The 16,638-nt window shown below is 71.8% G+C and carries 14 protein-coding genes and 1 pseudogene; 8 read left to right on the top strand and 7 right to left on the bottom strand.

Annotated elements, in window-relative coordinates; genetic code table 11:
- Positions 1-123: 123 nt before the first annotated feature.
- Positions 124-843: a LuxR C-terminal-related transcriptional regulator gene (locus tag J2851_RS26075; RefSeq protein WP_209769965.1), complete on the bottom strand. Its 720-nt coding sequence runs from the start codon at positions 841-843 to the stop codon at positions 124-126.
- Between the two features lie 868 nt (positions 844-1,711).
- On the opposite strand from J2851_RS26075, the gene J2851_RS26070 reads away from it, so the two are divergent.
- Positions 1,712-1,882 (top strand): hypothetical protein, encoded by a 171-nt coding sequence (locus tag J2851_RS26070; RefSeq protein ID WP_209769964.1) that lies wholly within the window; start codon positions 1,712-1,714, stop codon positions 1,880-1,882.
- A gap of 48 nt (positions 1,883-1,930) precedes the next feature.
- Here the strand turns inward: J2851_RS26070 and J2851_RS26065 are convergent, their stop codons facing one another.
- From J2851_RS26065 to J2851_RS26055, 3 genes are read right to left on the bottom strand one after another with little or no spacing between them, the layout of a single operon-like run.
- Positions 1,931-3,343, bottom strand: coding sequence for a sensor histidine kinase (locus J2851_RS26065; protein WP_307420199.1), 1,413 nt, complete (start codon positions 3,341-3,343; stop codon positions 1,931-1,933).
- Positions 3,340-3,999 (bottom strand): response regulator, encoded by a 660-nt coding sequence (locus J2851_RS26060; protein WP_209769963.1) that lies wholly within the window; start codon positions 3,997-3,999, stop codon positions 3,340-3,342. The genes J2851_RS26065 and J2851_RS26060 overlap by 4 nt, the downstream gene beginning before the upstream one ends.
- Positions 4,000-4,003: 4 nt before the next feature.
- A complete protein-coding gene (locus J2851_RS26055) occupies positions 4,004-4,357 on the bottom strand; it encodes a PepSY domain-containing protein (protein WP_246500933.1) in 354 nt (117 codons plus the stop codon).
- 113 nt (positions 4,358-4,470) lie between these two features.
- On the opposite strand from J2851_RS26055, the gene J2851_RS26050 reads away from it, so the two are divergent.
- The 5 genes from J2851_RS26050 to J2851_RS26030 all read left to right on the top strand — a co-directional run bounded on the left by J2851_RS26050 (position 4,471) and on the right by J2851_RS26030 (position 8,615).
- Positions 4,471-4,626 (top strand): hypothetical protein, encoded by a 156-nt coding sequence (locus J2851_RS26050; RefSeq protein ID WP_209769962.1) that lies wholly within the window; start codon positions 4,471-4,473, stop codon positions 4,624-4,626.
- Positions 4,613-5,161 carry a cytochrome b/b6 domain-containing protein gene (locus J2851_RS26045; RefSeq protein ID WP_209769960.1) on the top strand — a complete coding sequence of 183 codons (549 nt, stop codon included), beginning with the start codon at positions 4,613-4,615 and terminating at the stop codon, positions 5,159-5,161. The genes J2851_RS26050 and J2851_RS26045 overlap by 14 nt, the downstream gene beginning before the upstream one ends.
- Positions 5,158-5,601 carry a DUF1924 domain-containing protein gene (locus J2851_RS26040; RefSeq protein ID WP_209769958.1) on the top strand — a complete coding sequence of 148 codons (444 nt, stop codon included), beginning with the start codon at positions 5,158-5,160 and terminating at the stop codon, positions 5,599-5,601. The genes J2851_RS26045 and J2851_RS26040 overlap by 4 nt, the downstream gene beginning before the upstream one ends.
- A gap of 11 nt (positions 5,602-5,612) precedes the next feature.
- Positions 5,613-6,050, top strand: coding sequence for a diheme cytochrome c (locus tag J2851_RS26035; RefSeq protein ID WP_209769956.1), 438 nt, complete (start codon positions 5,613-5,615; stop codon positions 6,048-6,050).
- 258 nt (positions 6,051-6,308) lie between these two features.
- Positions 6,309-8,615: a hybrid sensor histidine kinase/response regulator gene (locus J2851_RS26030; RefSeq protein WP_209769955.1), complete on the top strand. Its 2,307-nt coding sequence runs from the start codon at positions 6,309-6,311 to the stop codon at positions 8,613-8,615.
- An 18-nt stretch (positions 8,616-8,633) separates the two neighbouring features.
- On the opposite strand, the gene J2851_RS26025 is transcribed toward J2851_RS26030, so the two are convergent.
- Together J2851_RS26025 and J2851_RS36050 are read right to left on the bottom strand one after the other, a co-directional pair.
- Positions 8,634-9,428, bottom strand: a complete 795-nt coding sequence (locus J2851_RS26025; protein ID WP_209769953.1) for an SDR family NAD(P)-dependent oxidoreductase — start codon at positions 9,426-9,428, stop codon at positions 8,634-8,636.
- A gap of 298 nt (positions 9,429-9,726) precedes the next feature.
- Positions 9,727-9,903: pseudogene (locus tag J2851_RS36050) on the bottom strand (acyl-CoA dehydrogenase family protein); the annotation flags it as partial.
- A gap of 261 nt (positions 9,904-10,164) precedes the next feature.
- Between J2851_RS36050 and J2851_RS26015 the strand changes: the two are divergent.
- The gene (locus J2851_RS26015; protein WP_209769951.1) at positions 10,165-10,371 is read left to right on the top strand and encodes a DUF6494 family protein; all 207 of its coding nucleotides are present in this window, start codon (positions 10,165-10,167) and stop codon (positions 10,369-10,371) included.
- A gap of 12 nt (positions 10,372-10,383) precedes the next feature.
- Here the strand turns inward: J2851_RS26015 and J2851_RS26010 are convergent, their stop codons facing one another.
- On the bottom strand, positions 10,384-10,749 hold the full coding sequence (locus J2851_RS26010) for a DUF427 domain-containing protein (RefSeq protein ID WP_209769950.1): 366 nt from the start codon (positions 10,747-10,749) through the stop codon (positions 10,384-10,386).
- 492 nt (positions 10,750-11,241) lie between these two features.
- On the opposite strand from J2851_RS26010, the gene J2851_RS36395 reads away from it, so the two are divergent.
- A complete protein-coding gene (locus J2851_RS36395; RefSeq protein ID WP_209769949.1) occupies positions 11,242-16,635 on the top strand; it encodes a trifunctional serine/threonine-protein kinase/ATP-binding protein/sensor histidine kinase in 5,394 nt (1,797 codons plus the stop codon).
- Positions 16,636-16,638: the final 3 nt, after the last annotated feature.

Raw genomic sequence — 16,638 nt, 5'->3', positions numbered from 1 at the left:
TCCCGCGGCGTGCGCGGTTGCCCTCTTCTTAGGGGATCCCTTGGTCGGTAGGTCCATGCGGCGTTCCTGGCGCTCGGGTGCTTTGGCGAAAACCACCACCGGCCGGCGGGGTTCCGAAGGCCGTCAGGCCAACCCGGATTTCGACGCGATGAGGGCGAGCTGCGTCCGGTTGCGGACCCGCAGGCGCTGCATGATGCTGCGCAGGTGGACCTTCACCGTTCCTTCCAGGACGCCGAGCGACCGGGCGATCTCCTTGTTCGAATGCCCGCGCAGCAGGAGCCTCAGCACCTCGCGCTGGCGCTCGGTCAATTCCTCCACCATGCGGGCGCCGCTCTCCTCGCCGACGGCGGACGGGGACAGGGGCTGGGCGGGGGCGACCCCCTGGGGCAGGGGGGCGTAGATGCCGCCGGCTATGACGACGGGCAGCGCATGGTCCAGCACCGCGACGTCGCAGCCCTTGGGCAGGAACCCCCGGGCCCCGGCGCGGATGCAGGCGCTGACCATGGCGCTGTCGAGCGTGCCGGACACCACCACCAGCGGCACGCCGTCGAGCACGCGAAGCATTGTTTCCACCCCGGCGAGACCGTCGGTGTCACCCATTTGCAGGTCGAACAGGACCGCCGAAAGGTCGTCCGCGCCGCGGGCCTTGGCGATGGCCTCGGCCAGAGAGCCCGCCTCGATCACCGACGCGCCGGGGAAGCGGACCTTGATCGCCAGCGCCAGGCCATGCCGCATCAGCGCGTGGTCATCCGCAACGAGGATGCGGGGGCCGCCGGTACCCGGAACGACTTTGCGCTGTATGGTGCTTGTGCGGATCGGATCGATACCGAAACGATGGTTCATTCCCTGACTCCATTCTTTTTCGCGCGTCCAGGCCATTTTTTTGCGTGTCCGGGACGTCACGCGCTGCGGGGCTTTTGGAATTCCAACACCTGAGACGGCCAAATGATGCGTCGCCGTGGTCGCTTTCGCTTGTCCTAGGGGATATGGCGTCCGGTTCGCAGCATGGACGGCGGGACGGGCCTGTTGCTTGCCCGTGTGTGACGGGAATGACGGCGTGGGGAAGGCCGCCGAGCCGACCCGATGTCACGCGCCGTAAGCGTTGCCGTTCCGCCTGCGGGTCTTTTACTGACGGGTGCGCCCCTCCGGCGTGCCCGTCACTTTTTTGCGCTTTTGTTGCGCGGGGACAAGGAACGGGGCGCGGGACGGCTCCGGACGAAGCCCGCGGAAGGAACGACCGGATTTCTCCAGGGAAATGGGGGCGGCAGCCGTGCGGAGGGGGGAATGCACGGCTGCCGCGGCGACCGGCGCGGGAGACGCCGGGGCGCAAGGGGGCTCGCGGGCGCGATGCGGCGGGGGCACCGGCCGGTGGCACCGCATCCCGGAGAAAGGATGGGCTGGCCCCGCCCGATCGAATGGCGTGACGCCCGTGGATGCCACCGGTCCGCGTCCGCAGACCTGTGGGGGAAACCCTCGCCCCGCCGCCGGGGTGCCACGAAACGGTCGTCGTATGTCTTGGGTTCAATGTATGTCTTGGGTTCAATCGTTTTGGGTTCCATGTCTGCGGCCCGGTCGCCCCGCGGCGGTGCGGGCACAACCTTTGCGTCAGCAATCCGGACACGGCGCGGCAAAGCGGGACGTTTCGTCCGGAACCGACCGCGCGCCTTTCTGTTTGTGCTCGAATTGATTACGGCACAGGAGGCGACGGACCATGGCCCAACACGATTACGTGCGTCACACGCTCGATTGCCTGGAAGAGGCGCAAGCGGCCCTGCGGCTTGCCCAACGCAAGGGGCAGATCGCGCCGGAGGACGAGGACCAGTTGATCCGCCGCCTCGACACCATCACCGAGCGCATCAGCAAGGTGCAGCAGACGCACTGAGGGTAAAGCGGGGAGGCTGGAGCGGGCCGTCCGGCGTCTGAAGGCCCCTCACGACCCGTCCGCGACCGGCAGCACCAGCTCCGCCCGCAGCCCGCCGAGCGGCGAGTCGGACAGGCGGACGTCGCCGCCGTAGAGCCGGGCCACGTCGCGGACGACCGCGAGGCCGAGCCCGGTTCCCGGCGTGCTTTCGTCCAGCCGGACGCCGGGGGCCAGGACTGCCCCGCGGCGGTCGGCGGGCAGGCCCGGCCCGTCGTCGTCCACGCTGACCGCCAGCATGCCGCCGGCTTCCAGCCGCGAGGTCACCTCGACCCGCGACCGCGCCCACTTGCAGGCGTTGTCCAGCAGGTTGCCCAGCATCTCGTCCAGATCCGCGCGCTCCCCGGCGAAGACGTGCTCGCGCGGGACGCGGACGGTGACGGCCACCCGGTCCCCCACACGGTCGCTGGCGTGGATCTTCGCCATCACCCGGCCGAGCGCCGCGGCGCTGTCGGCCACCGGCGTGGCGATGCCGGGCAGGCCGCGCGCGGCGGCGGCGCGGGCGCGGGCCGTGTGGTGGTCGATGTGGCGGCGCATCTCCGCCACCTGCCGGCCGATGGCCGCCCCGACCGCCCGCGCGTTCTCCGGCTTCAGCCCGTCGGCCTCGTTCGCCAGCACCGCCAGATTGGTCTTCAGCGCGTGCGCCAGGTTCCCGGCCTGGAGCCGGGCGCGCCCGACGACCTCCTCCGAATGGTCGAGAAGCGCGTTCAGGTCCTCCAGCAGAGGCTGCACCTCGCTCGGCGCCACGGCGCCGAAGCGCTTCTTGCGCCCGGCGCGCACCTCCGCCAGCTCGGCGCGCAGGCGGACGAGCGGGCGCAGCCCGACCGAGACCTGGACGACCGCCGCGGCGATCAGCACCAGCGCCAGCACGCCCAGCGACAGCCACAGCACCCGGTCAAAGGCGGCGATGACGCCCGCCATCTCCCCCTCGTCCCCGGCGATGGCGATGCGCAGCGGGGCCGGCGCGCCGGGCAGGGTGACGGAGCGTTCCAGCACGACCAGCCGGCGGTCCGCCGGGCCGGTGACGACGTGGCGGTGCACCTCCCCATCGGCAGGTTCATCAGGCGGCAGCGCCAGCGCCTCGTCCCACAGGGAGCGGGAGCGCAGCCGCGGTCCGCCTGTGTCGTTGACCTGCCAGTAGAGGCCCGACAGCGGCAGCCGGAAGCGCGGGTCGCTCAGCGGGTGGCGCAACACCGGGGCGCCGTCCGCACCGGTGTCGGCCAGGGCGGCCAGCTGGTTCAGGTGGGTGGTCAGCTCCGCGTCGAAGCGCCGGGCGACGTGGTCGCGGAACAGGCCGGACAGCACCGCCCCGGCCATGGCGAGCGCCAGCGCGATCCACACCGCCGCCCCGGCCAGCAGGCGGAACCGCAGGGACCCGGTGACCGCACCGGTGATCTCTCTCTGGCGCGCGGCATCGGCACTCACGGCTCCTCCACCTTGTAGCCGAGGCCGCGCACGGTCTTGATGACGTCCACGCCCAGCTTGCGGCGCAGGCGCCCGATGAACACCTCGATGGTGTTGGAATCGCGGTCAAAATCCTGGGCGTAGATGTGCTCGGTTAGCTCGGCGCGCGACACCACCTGCCCCATGCGGTGCATGAGGTAGGCGAGCACGCGGTACTCGTGCGCGGTCAGATCCACCGGCTGTCCGTCCACCGTCACCCGGCCCGACCGCGTGTCCAGCACCACCCCGCCGCAGGCGATCTCGGCCGAGGCGTGGCCCTTGGACCGGCGGATCAGCGCGCGGATGCGGGCCAGCAACTCCTCCATGCTGAAGGGTTTGGCGAGGTAGTCGTCGGCCCCGGCGTCGATTCCCTGCACCTTCTCCGTCCAGGCGCCGCGCGCCGTCAGGATGATGACCGGCGCGGCGATCCCCCGGGCGCGCCAGTTGCGCAGCACCGACAGCCCGTCCACCCGCGGCAGCCCGAGGTCGAGCACGATGGCGTCGTAGGGCTCCGTCTCGCCCAGGAACTGGCCGTCCTCCCCGTTGTCCGCGACATCGACGGCGTAGCCCGCGCTTTCCAGCCGGCCGGCGAGCTGGCGGCTGAGCGCCGGGTCGTCCTCCACCACGAGCAGGCGCATGGCCTCACTTCCTCCCCCGGTGGCCGTTATGATGGCCGTGCCGCCCGCGCACCTGGAGAAGCTCGCCGGTCGCGGCGTCGTACTTCAGCTTCAGGATGCGCCCCTCGGCGGTGATGGTCTTGATCTCGTAGACGATCCTGCCGTCCTCGTCCTCAAACTCCACGTCCAGGATCTCGCCGGGGAAGTCGGCGCTGGCCTTGGCGACGATCTCCTCCAGCGGCAGGGCGCGGCCGGAGCGCAGCGCGTCGCGGGCGCGGTCGTGGTCGTTCCCGTCCCCGTCGTCGGCCGACGCGGCCTGGCCCAGCCCGGCGAGCAGGGCGAGCGTCGGGATGATGAGGCGGAACGGCGGCATGGGCATCAGTTAAGCACACCCAAGCCTGAATGGCACCTGAACGCGCCCCTCAGCCTCCGTTCAGCGGGACCCGCGCATCATCCGGGCATCTTTGGAAGCCACCGAAACGGAGTCCGCGGATGATCCGCCGAATGATGATCCAGGCCGCCGCCGCGGCGCTGCTGGTCGCGCTGGCCGCCTTCTCCTTCCAGGCGGTGACGATGGGGCAGGGCGTTGCCGGCACGGCCGGCGCGCTGCTGTCCGTCCTGTCCGGAGGCGGGCATGACGACGATTGACGTCTCCGCCCCCGGACCCGCCAAACGCCGGCCGTTGCCCGGCAAGACGCTGTTCCTGCTGGCCTTCCACGCGACGCTGTCGGGGGCCTTCCTGGTCAGCTGGCTGACCGGCGACGAGGACACCTACGGCATGCACCAATTCGCCGGCTACACGGTGCTCGCGGCGCTGGCGGTGCGTCTGGCCGCGGCCTGGGTCGCTCCATCCGGGCCGTTGCGCCTGCCGCGCCCGTCGGCCGGGGCAGCGATGGGGTGGATGGCGCGCCTTCTCGTCGGCGATCCCCGCGCCCGCGTCCAGCGCAGCCCCCTGCTGGCCTGGATGGCCATGGCCTTGCTGGCGGTGGTCGGGGGCGCCGCGCTGACCGGGGCGGTCGCTGATTTCGCAACGCCGGTCGAGCGGTTGCACGAGGCGGTCGCCGACTGGGCGCTGGCCGTCGTGATCGCCCACCTCGCCCTCGTCTTCGCCCTGCACGCGCTGAAAACCGCCGCCGCCCGGCGCGCGGTGCGGCTCAACCGAACGGAGTCTTCTGTCCCATGATCCCGCACGCCTTGAGACGAATCCTCCTGCCCACGGTGGCCCTGCTCGCCGTTGGCGCGGGCGTGGCCTACGCCGCCGGTGAAGGCGCCGCCCGCAGCGCCATCCTCGACGGCTACGCCGCCCAGGCGAAAGCCGAGGCGCCAAGCTTCGCCGGCTTTTCGGCGGACCGCGGACGCGCGCTCTACCTCGGCCCGCACGCGGGCGGCAAGGGGGATGCCAACGCCTGCGCCGCCTGCCACACGCCGAACCCGGCGGCAACCGGCCGGCACGCGAAGACCGGCCGGGCCATCGAGCCGATGGCGGTCTCCGCCAACCCCAGGCGCTTCACCGACCGCGCCGAGGTGGAGAAGCGGTTCGACCGCGACTGCCCCAACGTCCTCGGCCGCGCCTGCACGGCCGCGGAGAAGGGGGACTTCATCACCTATCTCGCCGGCCAGTAAGGAAGACGATCATGCCTTTTCCCCACCGCATCATCGCCGCCGGCGCGCTCGTCCTGGCGGCCGCCGTCCCCGCCCTTGCCAACCCGTTCGAGCGGGTCCGCCCGGTGACCCACGAGCCGACCCGCAAGGAATGCGGCGAGTGCCACATGGCCTTCCAGCCCGGCCTTCTGCCAGCGGCCAGCTGGAACCGGATCATGGACAACCTCAACGACCATTTCGGCGAAAGCGCCGCCCTGGCGCCCGACGTCGCCGCGGACATCCGCGCCTACCTGACGGGCAACGCCGCCGTCCGGGGCGACGGCGGGCTGGCGCGGATCACCGAACAGCCCTGGTGGGTGCGGGAGCACCGCCTCCGCCCCGAGGCCTGGACCCGGCCCGGCGTGGTGTCCAAGGTCAACTGCGAGGCGTGCCACCGCACCGCCCCCCAGGGGCTCTACGAGGACGACTGAGGTCCATACGACCTCGTATGGACGGGCCGGACACATCGATCCGATTCCTGTGCCGCGGCGGTTTCATTGCTGCGTTCCGCCGATGAATCATTGCTTCGCCCCGCATAGGTTATATGGAGGTGTATAGCTTTGGAAAAAGAGTCGCCGGATCCGTTTTGGAGTCGTGCTCTCTTTACATCGGTCGAATTGACCCCACCGGGTGAACCCCGCAGACTTTTCGGCGAACGATGAAATCTGTGATTGTTCTCGGGGTGTGGCATGCGCGATTCCCATGGCGCGACGGCGGTCTTTTCGCATGTCTTTGCCGGTCTGTTCGAAAGCCTGCCGTTCCTCAGACCGCCGGGGCGCCGCGTCTCCCGTCCGCTCGCCCACCGCTTCGCGTTCGTGTCGGCGACGCTGTCGGTCCTGCTGGTGATCGTCGTCGGGGCGGAACTGCACCGGATGGCGAGCGACAGCCTGCTGGCGCAGCACCGCGGCAACGTCCGGGCCAACGCCACCCTCGTCGCGCGCCAGACGGAGGAGCTGCTGACCGCCGTCGTCCGAACCATGGAGGATCTGGCCGACAACGACGCCATCGCCGCGGCCATCGCGCGGGGAACCGTGCGCAAGACGGACCTCGTCCCGTTCCTGCGCAGCTTCGACCGCGTGGCCGGAGTCCCCGTGTCGCTCGTCTACACCGACGCCACGATTACGGCGATCGCGGACAACCGGATGGGCGGCGTGACCGCGCGGGACATGGCGTGGCTGGCGGCGGCGGCAGGGTCGGGGCGCCCCGTGGCGACGGTGGTGGAGGATGACGGCCGGCCCTTCCTGCTGGGGGCGGAGATGCTGGTCCACTCCGCGACCCTGTCGCAGCAGGGGGCGCTGCTCTACAAGCTTCCGCTGAACGCGCTGGTCCTGCACCCGCAGGCCCACCTGCGGCACGCGGGATCCGCCCCGGCGGAACCGGCGGCGGGGTGGTTCGGGACGGACATCCCGCTTCAGCTGCCGGACCGGCTGGCCGCCCTCGGCCTGACGATCCGGCTGGACGCGCCGAAGGCCCCGGAGCCGGCCCAGGCCGGGATCGGCCTGTCAGCCTATGCGCTGGTGGGTCTGGCGGCCCTGGTACTGATCGTGGTGGGCTGCCGCACCGCGGGCAACCACCTGACGCGGTCGCTCCGCGACCTGGAACAGCTGGCCGGCGCCGTCCTGCGCGACGGCTGCTCCGGCCAGCGCGCGACCGTGCGCAGCGACGACGAGGTCGGGCGGCTGGCGCGCGCCTTCAACATGATGCTCGACCAGATCGACCGCATTCAGCGCGACCGGAACCGGCTGGCCGAGGATGAGATCGCCGTCCAGCGCGCGCTGGTCCGCGATGCGGAGCAGGCCCGCGCGGAGGCGGAGGCCGCCCGGGCGGAGGCGCAGCGCGCCTGCCAGGCCGCGGTGAAGGCGCTGGACACCGCGCAGCGGGCCAGCCAGGCCAAGACCGATTTCCTGGCCGCCGCCAGCCATGACCTGCGGCAGCCCGTCCAGTCGCTCGTCCTGTTGACCGGGTCACTGCGGGCACGGCTGGCCGACCACCCGGCCGAAGCCCTGGTCGGCAAGCTGGAAACGTCGGTCCAGGCGCTGTGCCGCATGCTGGAGGCGCTGCTGGACATCTCCAAGCTGGATGCCAGCGCCGTCCCGGTCGACCTGCGCCCGGTGCCGCTGCACCATGTCCTCGACGACCTGGAGGATGAGTACCGGCTGCGCGCCGCGGAGCAGGGGCTGGAGCTGCGGGTCGTCCCGTCGTCGCTGACCGTGCGCACCGACCCGGCGCTGCTGGAGCGGGTGCTGCGCAACCTGCTGGAAAACGCCCTGCGCTACACGGACCGGGGCCGCATCCTCGTCGGCTGCCGGCGGCGCGGCGACCGCCTGCTGATCCAGGTGCACGACACGGGAATCGGCATCCCGCCCGAGCATCTGGAGCGGATCTTCCTGGAATTCTACCAGATCGCCAACCCGGCGCGGGACCGCGGCAAGGGGCTGGGCCTCGGGCTGGCCATCGTGCACCGGCTGGCCGTGCTGCTGGAATGCCGGGTGCAGGTCGCCTCCGTCCCCGGCCGCGGCTCCTGCTTCACCATCGCGATCCCGCTGGACATGGACTCCGGCCGGAGCGCGCCGGGCGCGGAGGATGGCGGCGGCGGGGACCAGGACGGCCGGCAGCCCGCCCGGCCCGTCGCGCTGGCCGTCGACGACGATCCCCTGGTGCGCGAGGGGTTGTCGCTTCTGCTGGCACAGCTGGGCTGGACCGTGCTGGCCGCCGCCACGGCCGCCGACGCTTTCGACCGGCTGGCCTCGGCGCCGGACCAGCCGGCGCTCGTCATCGCCGACCACCGGCTCGACGGCGGCGTCACCGGCCTGGAGGTGCTCCGCGCCGTGGAGGCCAGGCTGTCCCGGCCGGCGCTCAGCGTGATCCTGACCGGCGACACCGCCCCCGACCTCATCGCCGCGATCGCAGCCGGCGGCTACCGCGTCCTGCACAAGCCCTTGGCCGTGCGCGACCTGAAGGCGCTGCTGGACGAGGCGCTCGGCGTCCCGGCCTGAGTCCGTCCAGCGCCCGCCTCACGCGATGGTGCTGACCACCCCGCCGTCCACCCGCAGCCCCGCCCCGGTGGTGGCCGAGGCCGCCGGGCTGCACAGGTAGGCGGCGAGGTTGGCGACCTCCTCCGGCTCGGCGAAGCGGCGGATCAGGGAGGACGGGCGCTCGTTGCGGAAGAAGTCGGCCTCCACCTGCTCCACGCTGCGTCCGGTGTTGCGGGCGATGTCCTTCAGGAAGGTCTCCACCCCCTCCGTCCGGGTCGGGCCGGGCAGCACGGCGTTCACCGTCACCCCCGTTCCCGCCAGCTCCGCCGCCAGCCCGCGGGAGACGCTGAGCTGCGCGGTCTTGCTCATGCCGTAATGGATCATCTCCTTCGGGATGTTCAGGCCCGATTCGCTGGAGATGAACAGGATGCGGCCCCAGCCGCGCTGCGCCATGCCCGGCGCGTAGGCGCGGGCGAAGCGGATGCCGCTCAGCACGTTGACGTCGAAGAAGCGGCGCCAGTCCTCGTCGGGGATCTCGAAGAAGGGCTTGGGCTCGAAGATGCCGAGGTTGTTGACCAGGATGTCCACGGCGGGCACGCGGGCGATCAGCGCGTCGGCCCCCTCCGCCGTGGCGGCGTCCAGCGCGATGGGCTCCACCGACGCGTTGGGGACCGCGTCGCGGATGCGCTTGGCCGCGCGCTCGACGCCGTCGGCCGACCGCCCGTTGACCACCACCGTGGCGCCCAGCGCGGCAAGCTCGCGGGCAATGGCGAAGCCGATGCCGGCGGTGGATCCGGTCACCAGGGCGCGGCGGTTGCTGAGATCGAGGTTCATGGGAGGGGACCTTTTGTGAGACTGCGTGTGAGGGTAGGGCGCGCGACCGGATTCGCCAGACGGCAGCGTGCCGAAGCACAGGCCCCAATGATCTCCAGGGCCAGCCGTTCCACCAGCCGGCGCGCCTGAAGCTCAAGCGTTGCAGGATCTGCGAACAGCGCGCGGGTGTTGCGGACCCAGCCGTCCAGCCGCCCGTCCAGCCCGCGGGCCGAGTCCAGTTCCGCCTCCAGCGCGGCGAGCGCCGCGGCATGCCGCCGTCCTCCACGTAGCCGTTGCCGCCGTGGCACTCCAGCGCCTCATAGACCAGGGCGGGGCAGCGCTTGGTCACCCAGTATTTCATGATGGCGACCGCCAGCCGGGCGAAGGCGCGCGCCGCCGGATCGGTCTTCCCCTCGTCGAAGGCCCTGGCGACGCGCAGGACCAGCGCCGTGGCCGCCTCGCTCTCCGGCGCGAGGTCGGCGAGCACCGGGCGCATCGGCGGCGTCGTATTCGATCTCCGCCGAGGCGTTGGGCCGGTTGCCGAGCTTGTCCTTCAGACGCTGAAGTCGAAACGCGTTGCGCGTCCCGTCCGGCCGCTGGCTGGTCACGCTGTGCGTTGCAAGCTCAGCGACGGGCGCGCGGTGGCCCATGGTCGTCCTCCCCGATGCGGCTCCCCCTTTGCGCCCGCCGCCGGTGCGAACCCGCGGCTATTCTCTGTTGGTTATGGGCAGGGAGACGTCATCAAAGGAGAGTTGCCATGAACGACGACACCTTCAACATGGGCACCCGGAAGTTCCTGAAGGTGGTCGGCGTGACCTCGCAACGCGAGATCGAGCGCGCCGTGAACGACGCGCTGGCCGCCGGCACGCTGAAGGGAAACGAAACGCTGAAGGCGCGCGTGGTCCTGACCATCGAGGGCCTGGACCTGTCGCACGAGATCAAGGGCGACATTCCGCTTGAATAGCGGGAGCCGGGCTCAGGCCGGCTGTTCCTCGATCCGGTCCACGCGGTCGGGGTAGAAGGCCAGATGCTCCCGGATCGCCGCCACGGCGGGGTTGGGGGTGTCGTAGGTCCAGACGGCGTTCTCGGCCCGCCGGTCGCCGACGCGCAGGCTGTAGTAGGCCGCGTCGCCCTTGTAGGGGCAGTGGCTGGCGTGGCTGGTGCGCTCGAAAGCCGACAGGTCGGCGTCCTCCCGCGGGATGTAGAGGACGGCGGGGTAGCTGGCCTCCTTCAGCGACAGGGCGCGCGTCGTGTCGGCCACGACGCGCCCGGCGAAGACGACGCGGACGCGGTTCGGATTCGGCGTGATCGTGATGGGGTGGTCGGGACCGGGGATCTTCATGGGGACGATGCTCCTTCCGGCGCGGCGGCGCCGTGATGGAGGTCGGGCCTTGCGACCGCCCGGTCAAGCCCCCGGCCGGGAGTGCCCAGGGCAATTGCACTTGAAATCCCTCTCCCGTCCCGGGAGAGGGAAGGGACCCGCGCGAAGCGTGGGAAGGGTGAGGGTCTTCCAACGATCAGCGACTTGATCCTTGTCGGCACCCTCACCCGGCTCTCAGCGGATGCCCTTGGCATCCGCCTGACGCCGTCAGCGCTGGCCGTAAGCCAGCGCGAGAGGCCCTTCGGGCCACCCTCTCCCGGGGCGGGAGAGGGATTTGGCGCCAAATGCGATAGCCCTGCGGGAGCGCCATTCATACGAAATCCAGCAAGTCGATTTCCGTGCGCCGTCTCTAGTGGTATGAAGGGGTTAAACCATTGGGTTGTGCGCGAGCCGCGGGGCTGGCGGACTAACACGGGGCGACCAGGGCGCCGCGCTGCGGAAAACGGGTTGTGAATGGAAGGTCTGGCCGTCGCGTCCAAGTACTCGGTTGGGGAGAAGCTTCACCACGGTGCGCTGGTGAGCGTGTACCGCGGCGTGCGCCTGGACGACGGGCTGCCGATCGTGCTGAAGCGGCTGGAACGGCCGCGCCCCAACTCCTCCGATGTGCCGCGCTTCCGCCGGGAGTTCGCGCTCGCCCGGACGCTGGCCGCCGCCGGGGTGGTGGAGGTGCTCGACCTCGACGAGGGGCGGGACGGCCTGACGCTGGTCATGCGCGACCGCGGCGGCGCCAGCCTGGACCGCATCCTGGAAGCCGGCCGCCCCACGGTGGCGGAGTCGCTGCGGATCGCGGCGGCGGCGGCGGCGGCGCTGGGGACCGTGCACGCGCGCAACGTCATCCACAAGGACGTCAGCCCGGCGAACATCATCTGGAACCGGCAGTCCGGCACGGTCGAGCTGATCGACTTCGGCATTGCCGCCGAGCTGGCCCGCGAGGCGGCCAGCGCCGCCCAGGCCTTCGAAGGCACGCTGCCCTACATCGCGCCGGAGCAGACCGGCCGCATGAACCGCTCCGTCGACTGGCGCGCCGACTTCTACGCGCTGGGCGCCACCCTCTATGAGCTGCTGACCGGCCACGTCCCCTTCGAAGGGGAGGACACGCTGGCCGTGGTGCACGGCCACATCGCCCGGGCACCCGTCCCGCCCTGCCAGCTCGACCCGTCGGTGCCCGCCCTGGTGTCCGACATCGTGCTGAAGCTCCTGGCCAAGGACCCGGAGGCGCGCTACCAGAGCGGCCACGGCCTGAAGGCCGACCTGGAGGCCTGCATCGAGGCGCTGGAGGCCGGCCGGCCCGTGCCCGCCTTCGCGCTGGGCCGGCAGGACCGCAGCGAGCGCTTCCGCATCCCCGAACGCCTCTATGGGCGGGAGGAGGAGGCGCGGCTCCTGCTCGCCGCCTACGAGCGGGTGTGCGGCGGGCGGGCGGAGCTTCTGCTGGTCGGCGGGTCGCCGGGCATCGGCAAGTCGGCGCTGGTGCACGAGGTGCACAAGCCGATGACCGCCAAGCGCGGCCATTTCGTCGAGGGCAAGTTCGACCAGGTCAAGCGCGCCATCCCCTATTCCGCGCTGATCCAGGCCTTCGACCAGCTCGCCCGCCGCCTGCTGGCGGAGCCGGAGGCGGAACTGGCCGAACGGCGCGCCGTGCTGGCGCAGGCGGTGGGCTCCACCGGTGCCGTGGTGACGGAGCTGATCCCGTCGCTGGCCTTGATCCTGGGGGAACAGCCGCCGGTGCCGCCGCTGGGGCCGGTGGAGAGCGAGTTCCGCTTCCAGATGACCTTCCAAAACCTGGTGATGGCGCTGGCCACGCCGGAACGGCCGCTGGTGGTCTTCCTGGACGACCTGCAATGGGCCGACCGCCCGTCGCTGGACCTGCTGGCCAAGCTGGCGGGCTGCACCGACCTGCGCCACATGCTGCTGATCGGCGCCTTCCGCGATGCCGAGGTGCCGCCGGGCCACGCCTTCCACAAGATGGTGGAGGCGGTGCGCGACTCCGGCACGCACGTCGAGTCGCTGGCCGTGGGGCCGCTGGACGAGACGGCGGTGCGCCGGCTGGTCGCCGACACGCTGCGCCGCGAGGAGCGGGAGGTGGCCGCCCTGGCCGAGGTGTGCCGCGCCAAGACCGAGGGCAACCCCTTCTTCCTGGCGCAGTTCCTGCTGTCACTGGTCGAGGCCGGGCTGGTCCGATTCGACCCCGCGGCCGGCGCCTGGGGCTGGGACCAGGCGGCGGTGGCCGGGCACGCCAGCACGGCCAACGTGGTCGAACTGATGGTCGCCAAGATGCAGCGCCTGCCGGCGGAGACGCAGCGGGTGCTCAGCCTCGCGGCCTGCGTCGGCAACAGTTTCGACCTGGGCACCCTGGCGGTGGCCGCCGACCGGCCGGTGCCGGACCTGGCCGGCGCGCTGTGGCCCGGCCTGCGGGAGGAGATGGTCCTCCCCGTCGGCGACGCCTACCGCTACGCCTCCGACGGCACGCGCGCGATGTCCGAGGACGAGGCGAGCGCGCTGCTCACCAGCCGCTACCGCTTCCTGCACGACCGCGTGCAGCAGGCCGCCTATGCCCTGATCCCGGAGGCGGAGCGGGCGGCGACCCACCTGTCCATCGGTCGGCTGCTGCTCGCCCGCGGCGCCGGTGGGGGCGAAGCCGGCGAACGCAGCGAACGGCTGTTCGACGTCATCGCCCACGTCAACCAGGGCGTGGCGCTGGTCACCGACGCCGAGGAACGGCACCGCATGGCGCGGCTGAACCTGGAGGCCGCCAAGCAGGCCAACGCCTCGGCCGCCTTCGAGCCCGCCGCCCTCTACGCGGAGGCGGGGCTGGCCTTCATGGGGGACGAGGGCTGGGCCGCCGACTACCCCCTGATGCTGGAGCTGTCGCTGGCGGCGGTCGGGGCCGCCTGCATGGGCAGCGACTACGCCAAGGCCGACGCGCTGGCGGAGGCGCTGGTGTCCAAGGTCCGCGACCCGGCGGACGCCGTGCCGGCCCGCTTCTTCCAGGTCAGCGCGGCGACGGTGCGCGGCGACCTGCGCCAGGCGCTGGACTTGGGGCTGGGGGCGGTGCGGGCGCTGGGCGTCCATCTGCCCAGGCGCGGCAGCGCGCTGTCGATCCTCTCCGCGCTGGCTCGCGGCGGTTGGGCCATGCTGCGCCACAGCCGCCGGCCGGCGCGGCCCGCCACCGACCCGGCGGAGCTGGCGCGCGTCCAGATGGCGATCCGGTTGCTGTCGGTCCTCCAAACGGCCGCGTTCGTCGCACGGCGCGACCTGATGGTGCCGATCGCCATGCGCAACATCCGGATCGCGCTGGGGTCCGGCGTTCCGACCTTCACGGCCGGCGCCCACGTCACCTGGGCGGCCATCGCCGCCAGCGCCGGCCTGCGCCGGTCCGCCTACCGCTCGGCCAAGCGCACGATGGATCTGGCCGAGGCCGGCACACGGTCCATTCGGGCCGGGCAGGCCATGTACGTCTCCAACTACTACGGCCTGCACTGGGTCAAGCCGCTGTCGGAGATCCGCCCGGCGATGCTGGAGGCGCACCAGCTGGCGCTGAACGGCGGGGAAAGCGACGACGCCGGCTACACGCTGGTGACGTGGCTGCGCATCGGCTGGCACATGGGGACGGAGCTGTCGCGGCTGGAGGCGGAGTCGCACGACGTGCTGCGCCGGCTGACCCGCATCGGCTTCCAGTTCTACACGCCGCTGGTCGCCGGGCTGTCCCAGGCCATCGAGAACCTGCGCCAGGGGACCGCCACGCCCTGGCGCCTGACCGGCCGCTACCTGGACGAGGAGAAGACGCTGGCCGATCTGAAGGCGGCCAACAACAGCTTCGCGGTCGCCGGCTTCCTGCTGGTCAAGATGCAGATCGCCCGCATGTTCGGCGCCGCCACCGAGGCCCGCGCGATCCGCAAGGAGTTCGCCGGCTACACCCAGGCCCAGCGCGGCAACTACCTGCAGGCCGTCGCCCTGTTCGAGAGCGGGCTGGTGGAGGCGATGGGCCCCTTCTCCACCCAGGCGGAGCGGCGGCGCGCCGGGCGGGCGCTGAACCGGACGATCCGCTGGTTCCGCAAGAGCACGGCCGTCGGCCCGGCCAACCACCGCCACCGGCTGCTGCTGCTGGAGGCCGAGCAGCTGCGCCTGCTGAACAAGCCGGAGGCCGCGGCCCTGCGCTACGCCGCCGCCATCGCCGCGGCCGGCGAGTCCGGCTTCACGCACGAACTGGCCGCCGCCAACGAGCGCGCCGCCGACTTCTACGCGGAGCGCGGCATGGGCGCGCTCTCCCTCTTCCACCGCACCCAGGCCCGCGACGTCTACCGCCGCTGGGAAGCCTGGGCCAAGGTGGCGGAGATGGAACGCCGCTTTCCCGAGCTGGCGGCCCAGGGGCACGGGACGCAGCGGGGGGCGACGCGCCGCTCCTCCTCCACCGACCGGCTGAACACCGGGGCGCTGGACATCGAGGCGGTGCTGAAGGCCGCCCAGGCCATCTCCGGCGAAATCCACCGGGAGGCGCTGGTCGACCGGCTGCTGCGCACGGTGTTCGAGGTGGCAGGGGCGGAGCGCGGCTCCCTCCTGCTGTGCCGCTCGGACGGCCATCTGGTGCTGGCGGCGGAGGGCGACGAGTCGGCGGACGTCTACCGCGCCCTGCCGGCGCTGGACCCGGACAGCCCGGCCGACGACGGCGGGCCGCGCCTGCCGGCGACGGTCGTCGCCTACACCGCCCGCGTGCTGGAACCGGTGGTGCTGGCCGACGCCGTGGCCGACCCGCGCTTCGCCGAGGATCCCTACATCCGGGCGCGCCGGCCGAAGTCGGTGCTGACCCTGCCGCTGGCCCGCCAGGGGCAGCTGGTCGGCCTGCTCTATCTGGAGAACAACCTCGTCACCAACGCCTTCGTCGACCAGCGGCTGGAGGCGCCGCGGCTGCTGGCGGCGCAGATCGCCATCTCGCTGGAGAACGCGCGCCTCTACGACGAGCTGGCCGCCTTCAACCGGAACCTGGAAGGGCAGGTGGCCGACCGCACCCGGGCGCTCAGCGAACAGTCGGAGGTGCTGCGCCGGACGCTGGACGAGGTCAGCGCCGCTCACGCCCGCCTGCAGGAAACCCAGCAGCAGCTGGTCCAGGCGGAAAAGATGGCCGCACTCGGCCAGCTGGTGGCCGGCGTGGCGCACGAGATCAACACGCCGCTGGGCGTGGCGCTGACCGCGGCCTCCTTCCTGTCCGACGAGACCCAGCGCATCGCCAAGGGGATCGAGGCCGGCAAGCTGCGCCGCGCCGAGTTCGACGCCTACGCGACGACCGCGGTGGACTCCACGACCCTTCTGCTCGCCAACCTCAGCCGCGCCGCCGACCTCGTCCAGGGCTTCAAGCAGGTGGCCGCCGACCAGACCAGCGACGAACGGCGCGTCTTCACGCTGGACGACTGGATCGGCGACCTCGTGCTCAGCCTCCGCCCCATGTGGCAGAAGCCGGGCCACAAGCTGACCGTGGACTGCCCGGAGCACATCCAGCTCGACAACTACCCGGGCGCGCTCGCCCAGATCCTGACGAACCTGATCTCCAACACGCTGGTCCACGGCTTCGAGGCCGGGCATGTCGGCCAGCTTGGCATCGCGGTGACGGAGCCCGACGCCGACAGCGTGGAGATCGTCTACACCGACGACGGCCGCGGCATCGCACCGGACAGCCTGCCGGCCATCTTCGACCCCTTCTTCACCACCCGCCGCGCCCAGGGCAGCACCGGCCTCGGCCTGCACATCGTCTACAACCTCGTCGCCCAGCGCCTGGGCGGGACCATCAAGGTGACGAGCGAACTGGGGGCCGGGGTGCGGTTCACGCTGCGCTTCCCGCGGGTGGCGCCGGTCTAATCC

The organism is Azospirillum rugosum, from assembly GCF_017876155.1.
In the GTDB taxonomy this organism is placed as follows: domain Bacteria; phylum Pseudomonadota; class Alphaproteobacteria; order Azospirillales; family Azospirillaceae; genus Azospirillum; species Azospirillum rugosum.
The sequence above is the reverse complement of the archived record's forward strand: the minus strand, read 5'-3'. Positions and strand labels throughout refer to the sequence as shown.

Excerpts from the sequence above, each read along its gene's own strand:
- J2851_RS26050 (WP_209769962.1), top strand. The coding sequence starts at position 4,471 with ATGATCCGCCGAATGATGATCCAGGCCGCCGCCGCGGCGCTGCTGGTC.
- J2851_RS26010 (WP_209769950.1), bottom strand. The coding sequence starts at position 10,749 with ATGAAGATCCCCGGTCCCGACCACCCCATCACGATCACGCCGAATCCG.
- J2851_RS26030 (WP_209769955.1), top strand. The coding sequence starts at position 6,309 with ATGCGCGATTCCCATGGCGCGACGGCGGTCTTTTCGCATGTCTTTGCC.
- J2851_RS36395 (WP_209769949.1), top strand. The coding sequence starts at position 11,242 with ATGGAAGGTCTGGCCGTCGCGTCCAAGTACTCGGTTGGGGAGAAGCTT.
- J2851_RS26055 (WP_246500933.1), bottom strand. The coding sequence starts at position 4,357 with ATGCCCATGCCGCCGTTCCGCCTCATCATCCCGACGCTCGCCCTGCTC.
- J2851_RS26070 (WP_209769964.1), top strand. The coding sequence starts at position 1,712 with ATGGCCCAACACGATTACGTGCGTCACACGCTCGATTGCCTGGAAGAG.
- J2851_RS26060 (WP_209769963.1), bottom strand. The coding sequence starts at position 3,999 with ATGCGCCTGCTCGTGGTGGAGGACGACCCGGCGCTCAGCCGCCAGCTC.
- J2851_RS26015 (WP_209769951.1), top strand. The coding sequence starts at position 10,165 with ATGAACGACGACACCTTCAACATGGGCACCCGGAAGTTCCTGAAGGTG.
- J2851_RS26045 (WP_209769960.1), top strand. The coding sequence starts at position 4,613 with ATGACGACGATTGACGTCTCCGCCCCCGGACCCGCCAAACGCCGGCCG.
- J2851_RS26040 (WP_209769958.1), top strand. The coding sequence starts at position 5,158 with ATGATCCCGCACGCCTTGAGACGAATCCTCCTGCCCACGGTGGCCCTG.
- J2851_RS26025 (WP_209769953.1), bottom strand. The coding sequence starts at position 9,428 with ATGAACCTCGATCTCAGCAACCGCCGCGCCCTGGTGACCGGATCCACC.
- J2851_RS26075 (WP_209769965.1), bottom strand. The coding sequence starts at position 843 with ATGAACCATCGTTTCGGTATCGATCCGATCCGCACAAGCACCATACAG.
- J2851_RS26035 (WP_209769956.1), top strand. The coding sequence starts at position 5,613 with ATGCCTTTTCCCCACCGCATCATCGCCGCCGGCGCGCTCGTCCTGGCG.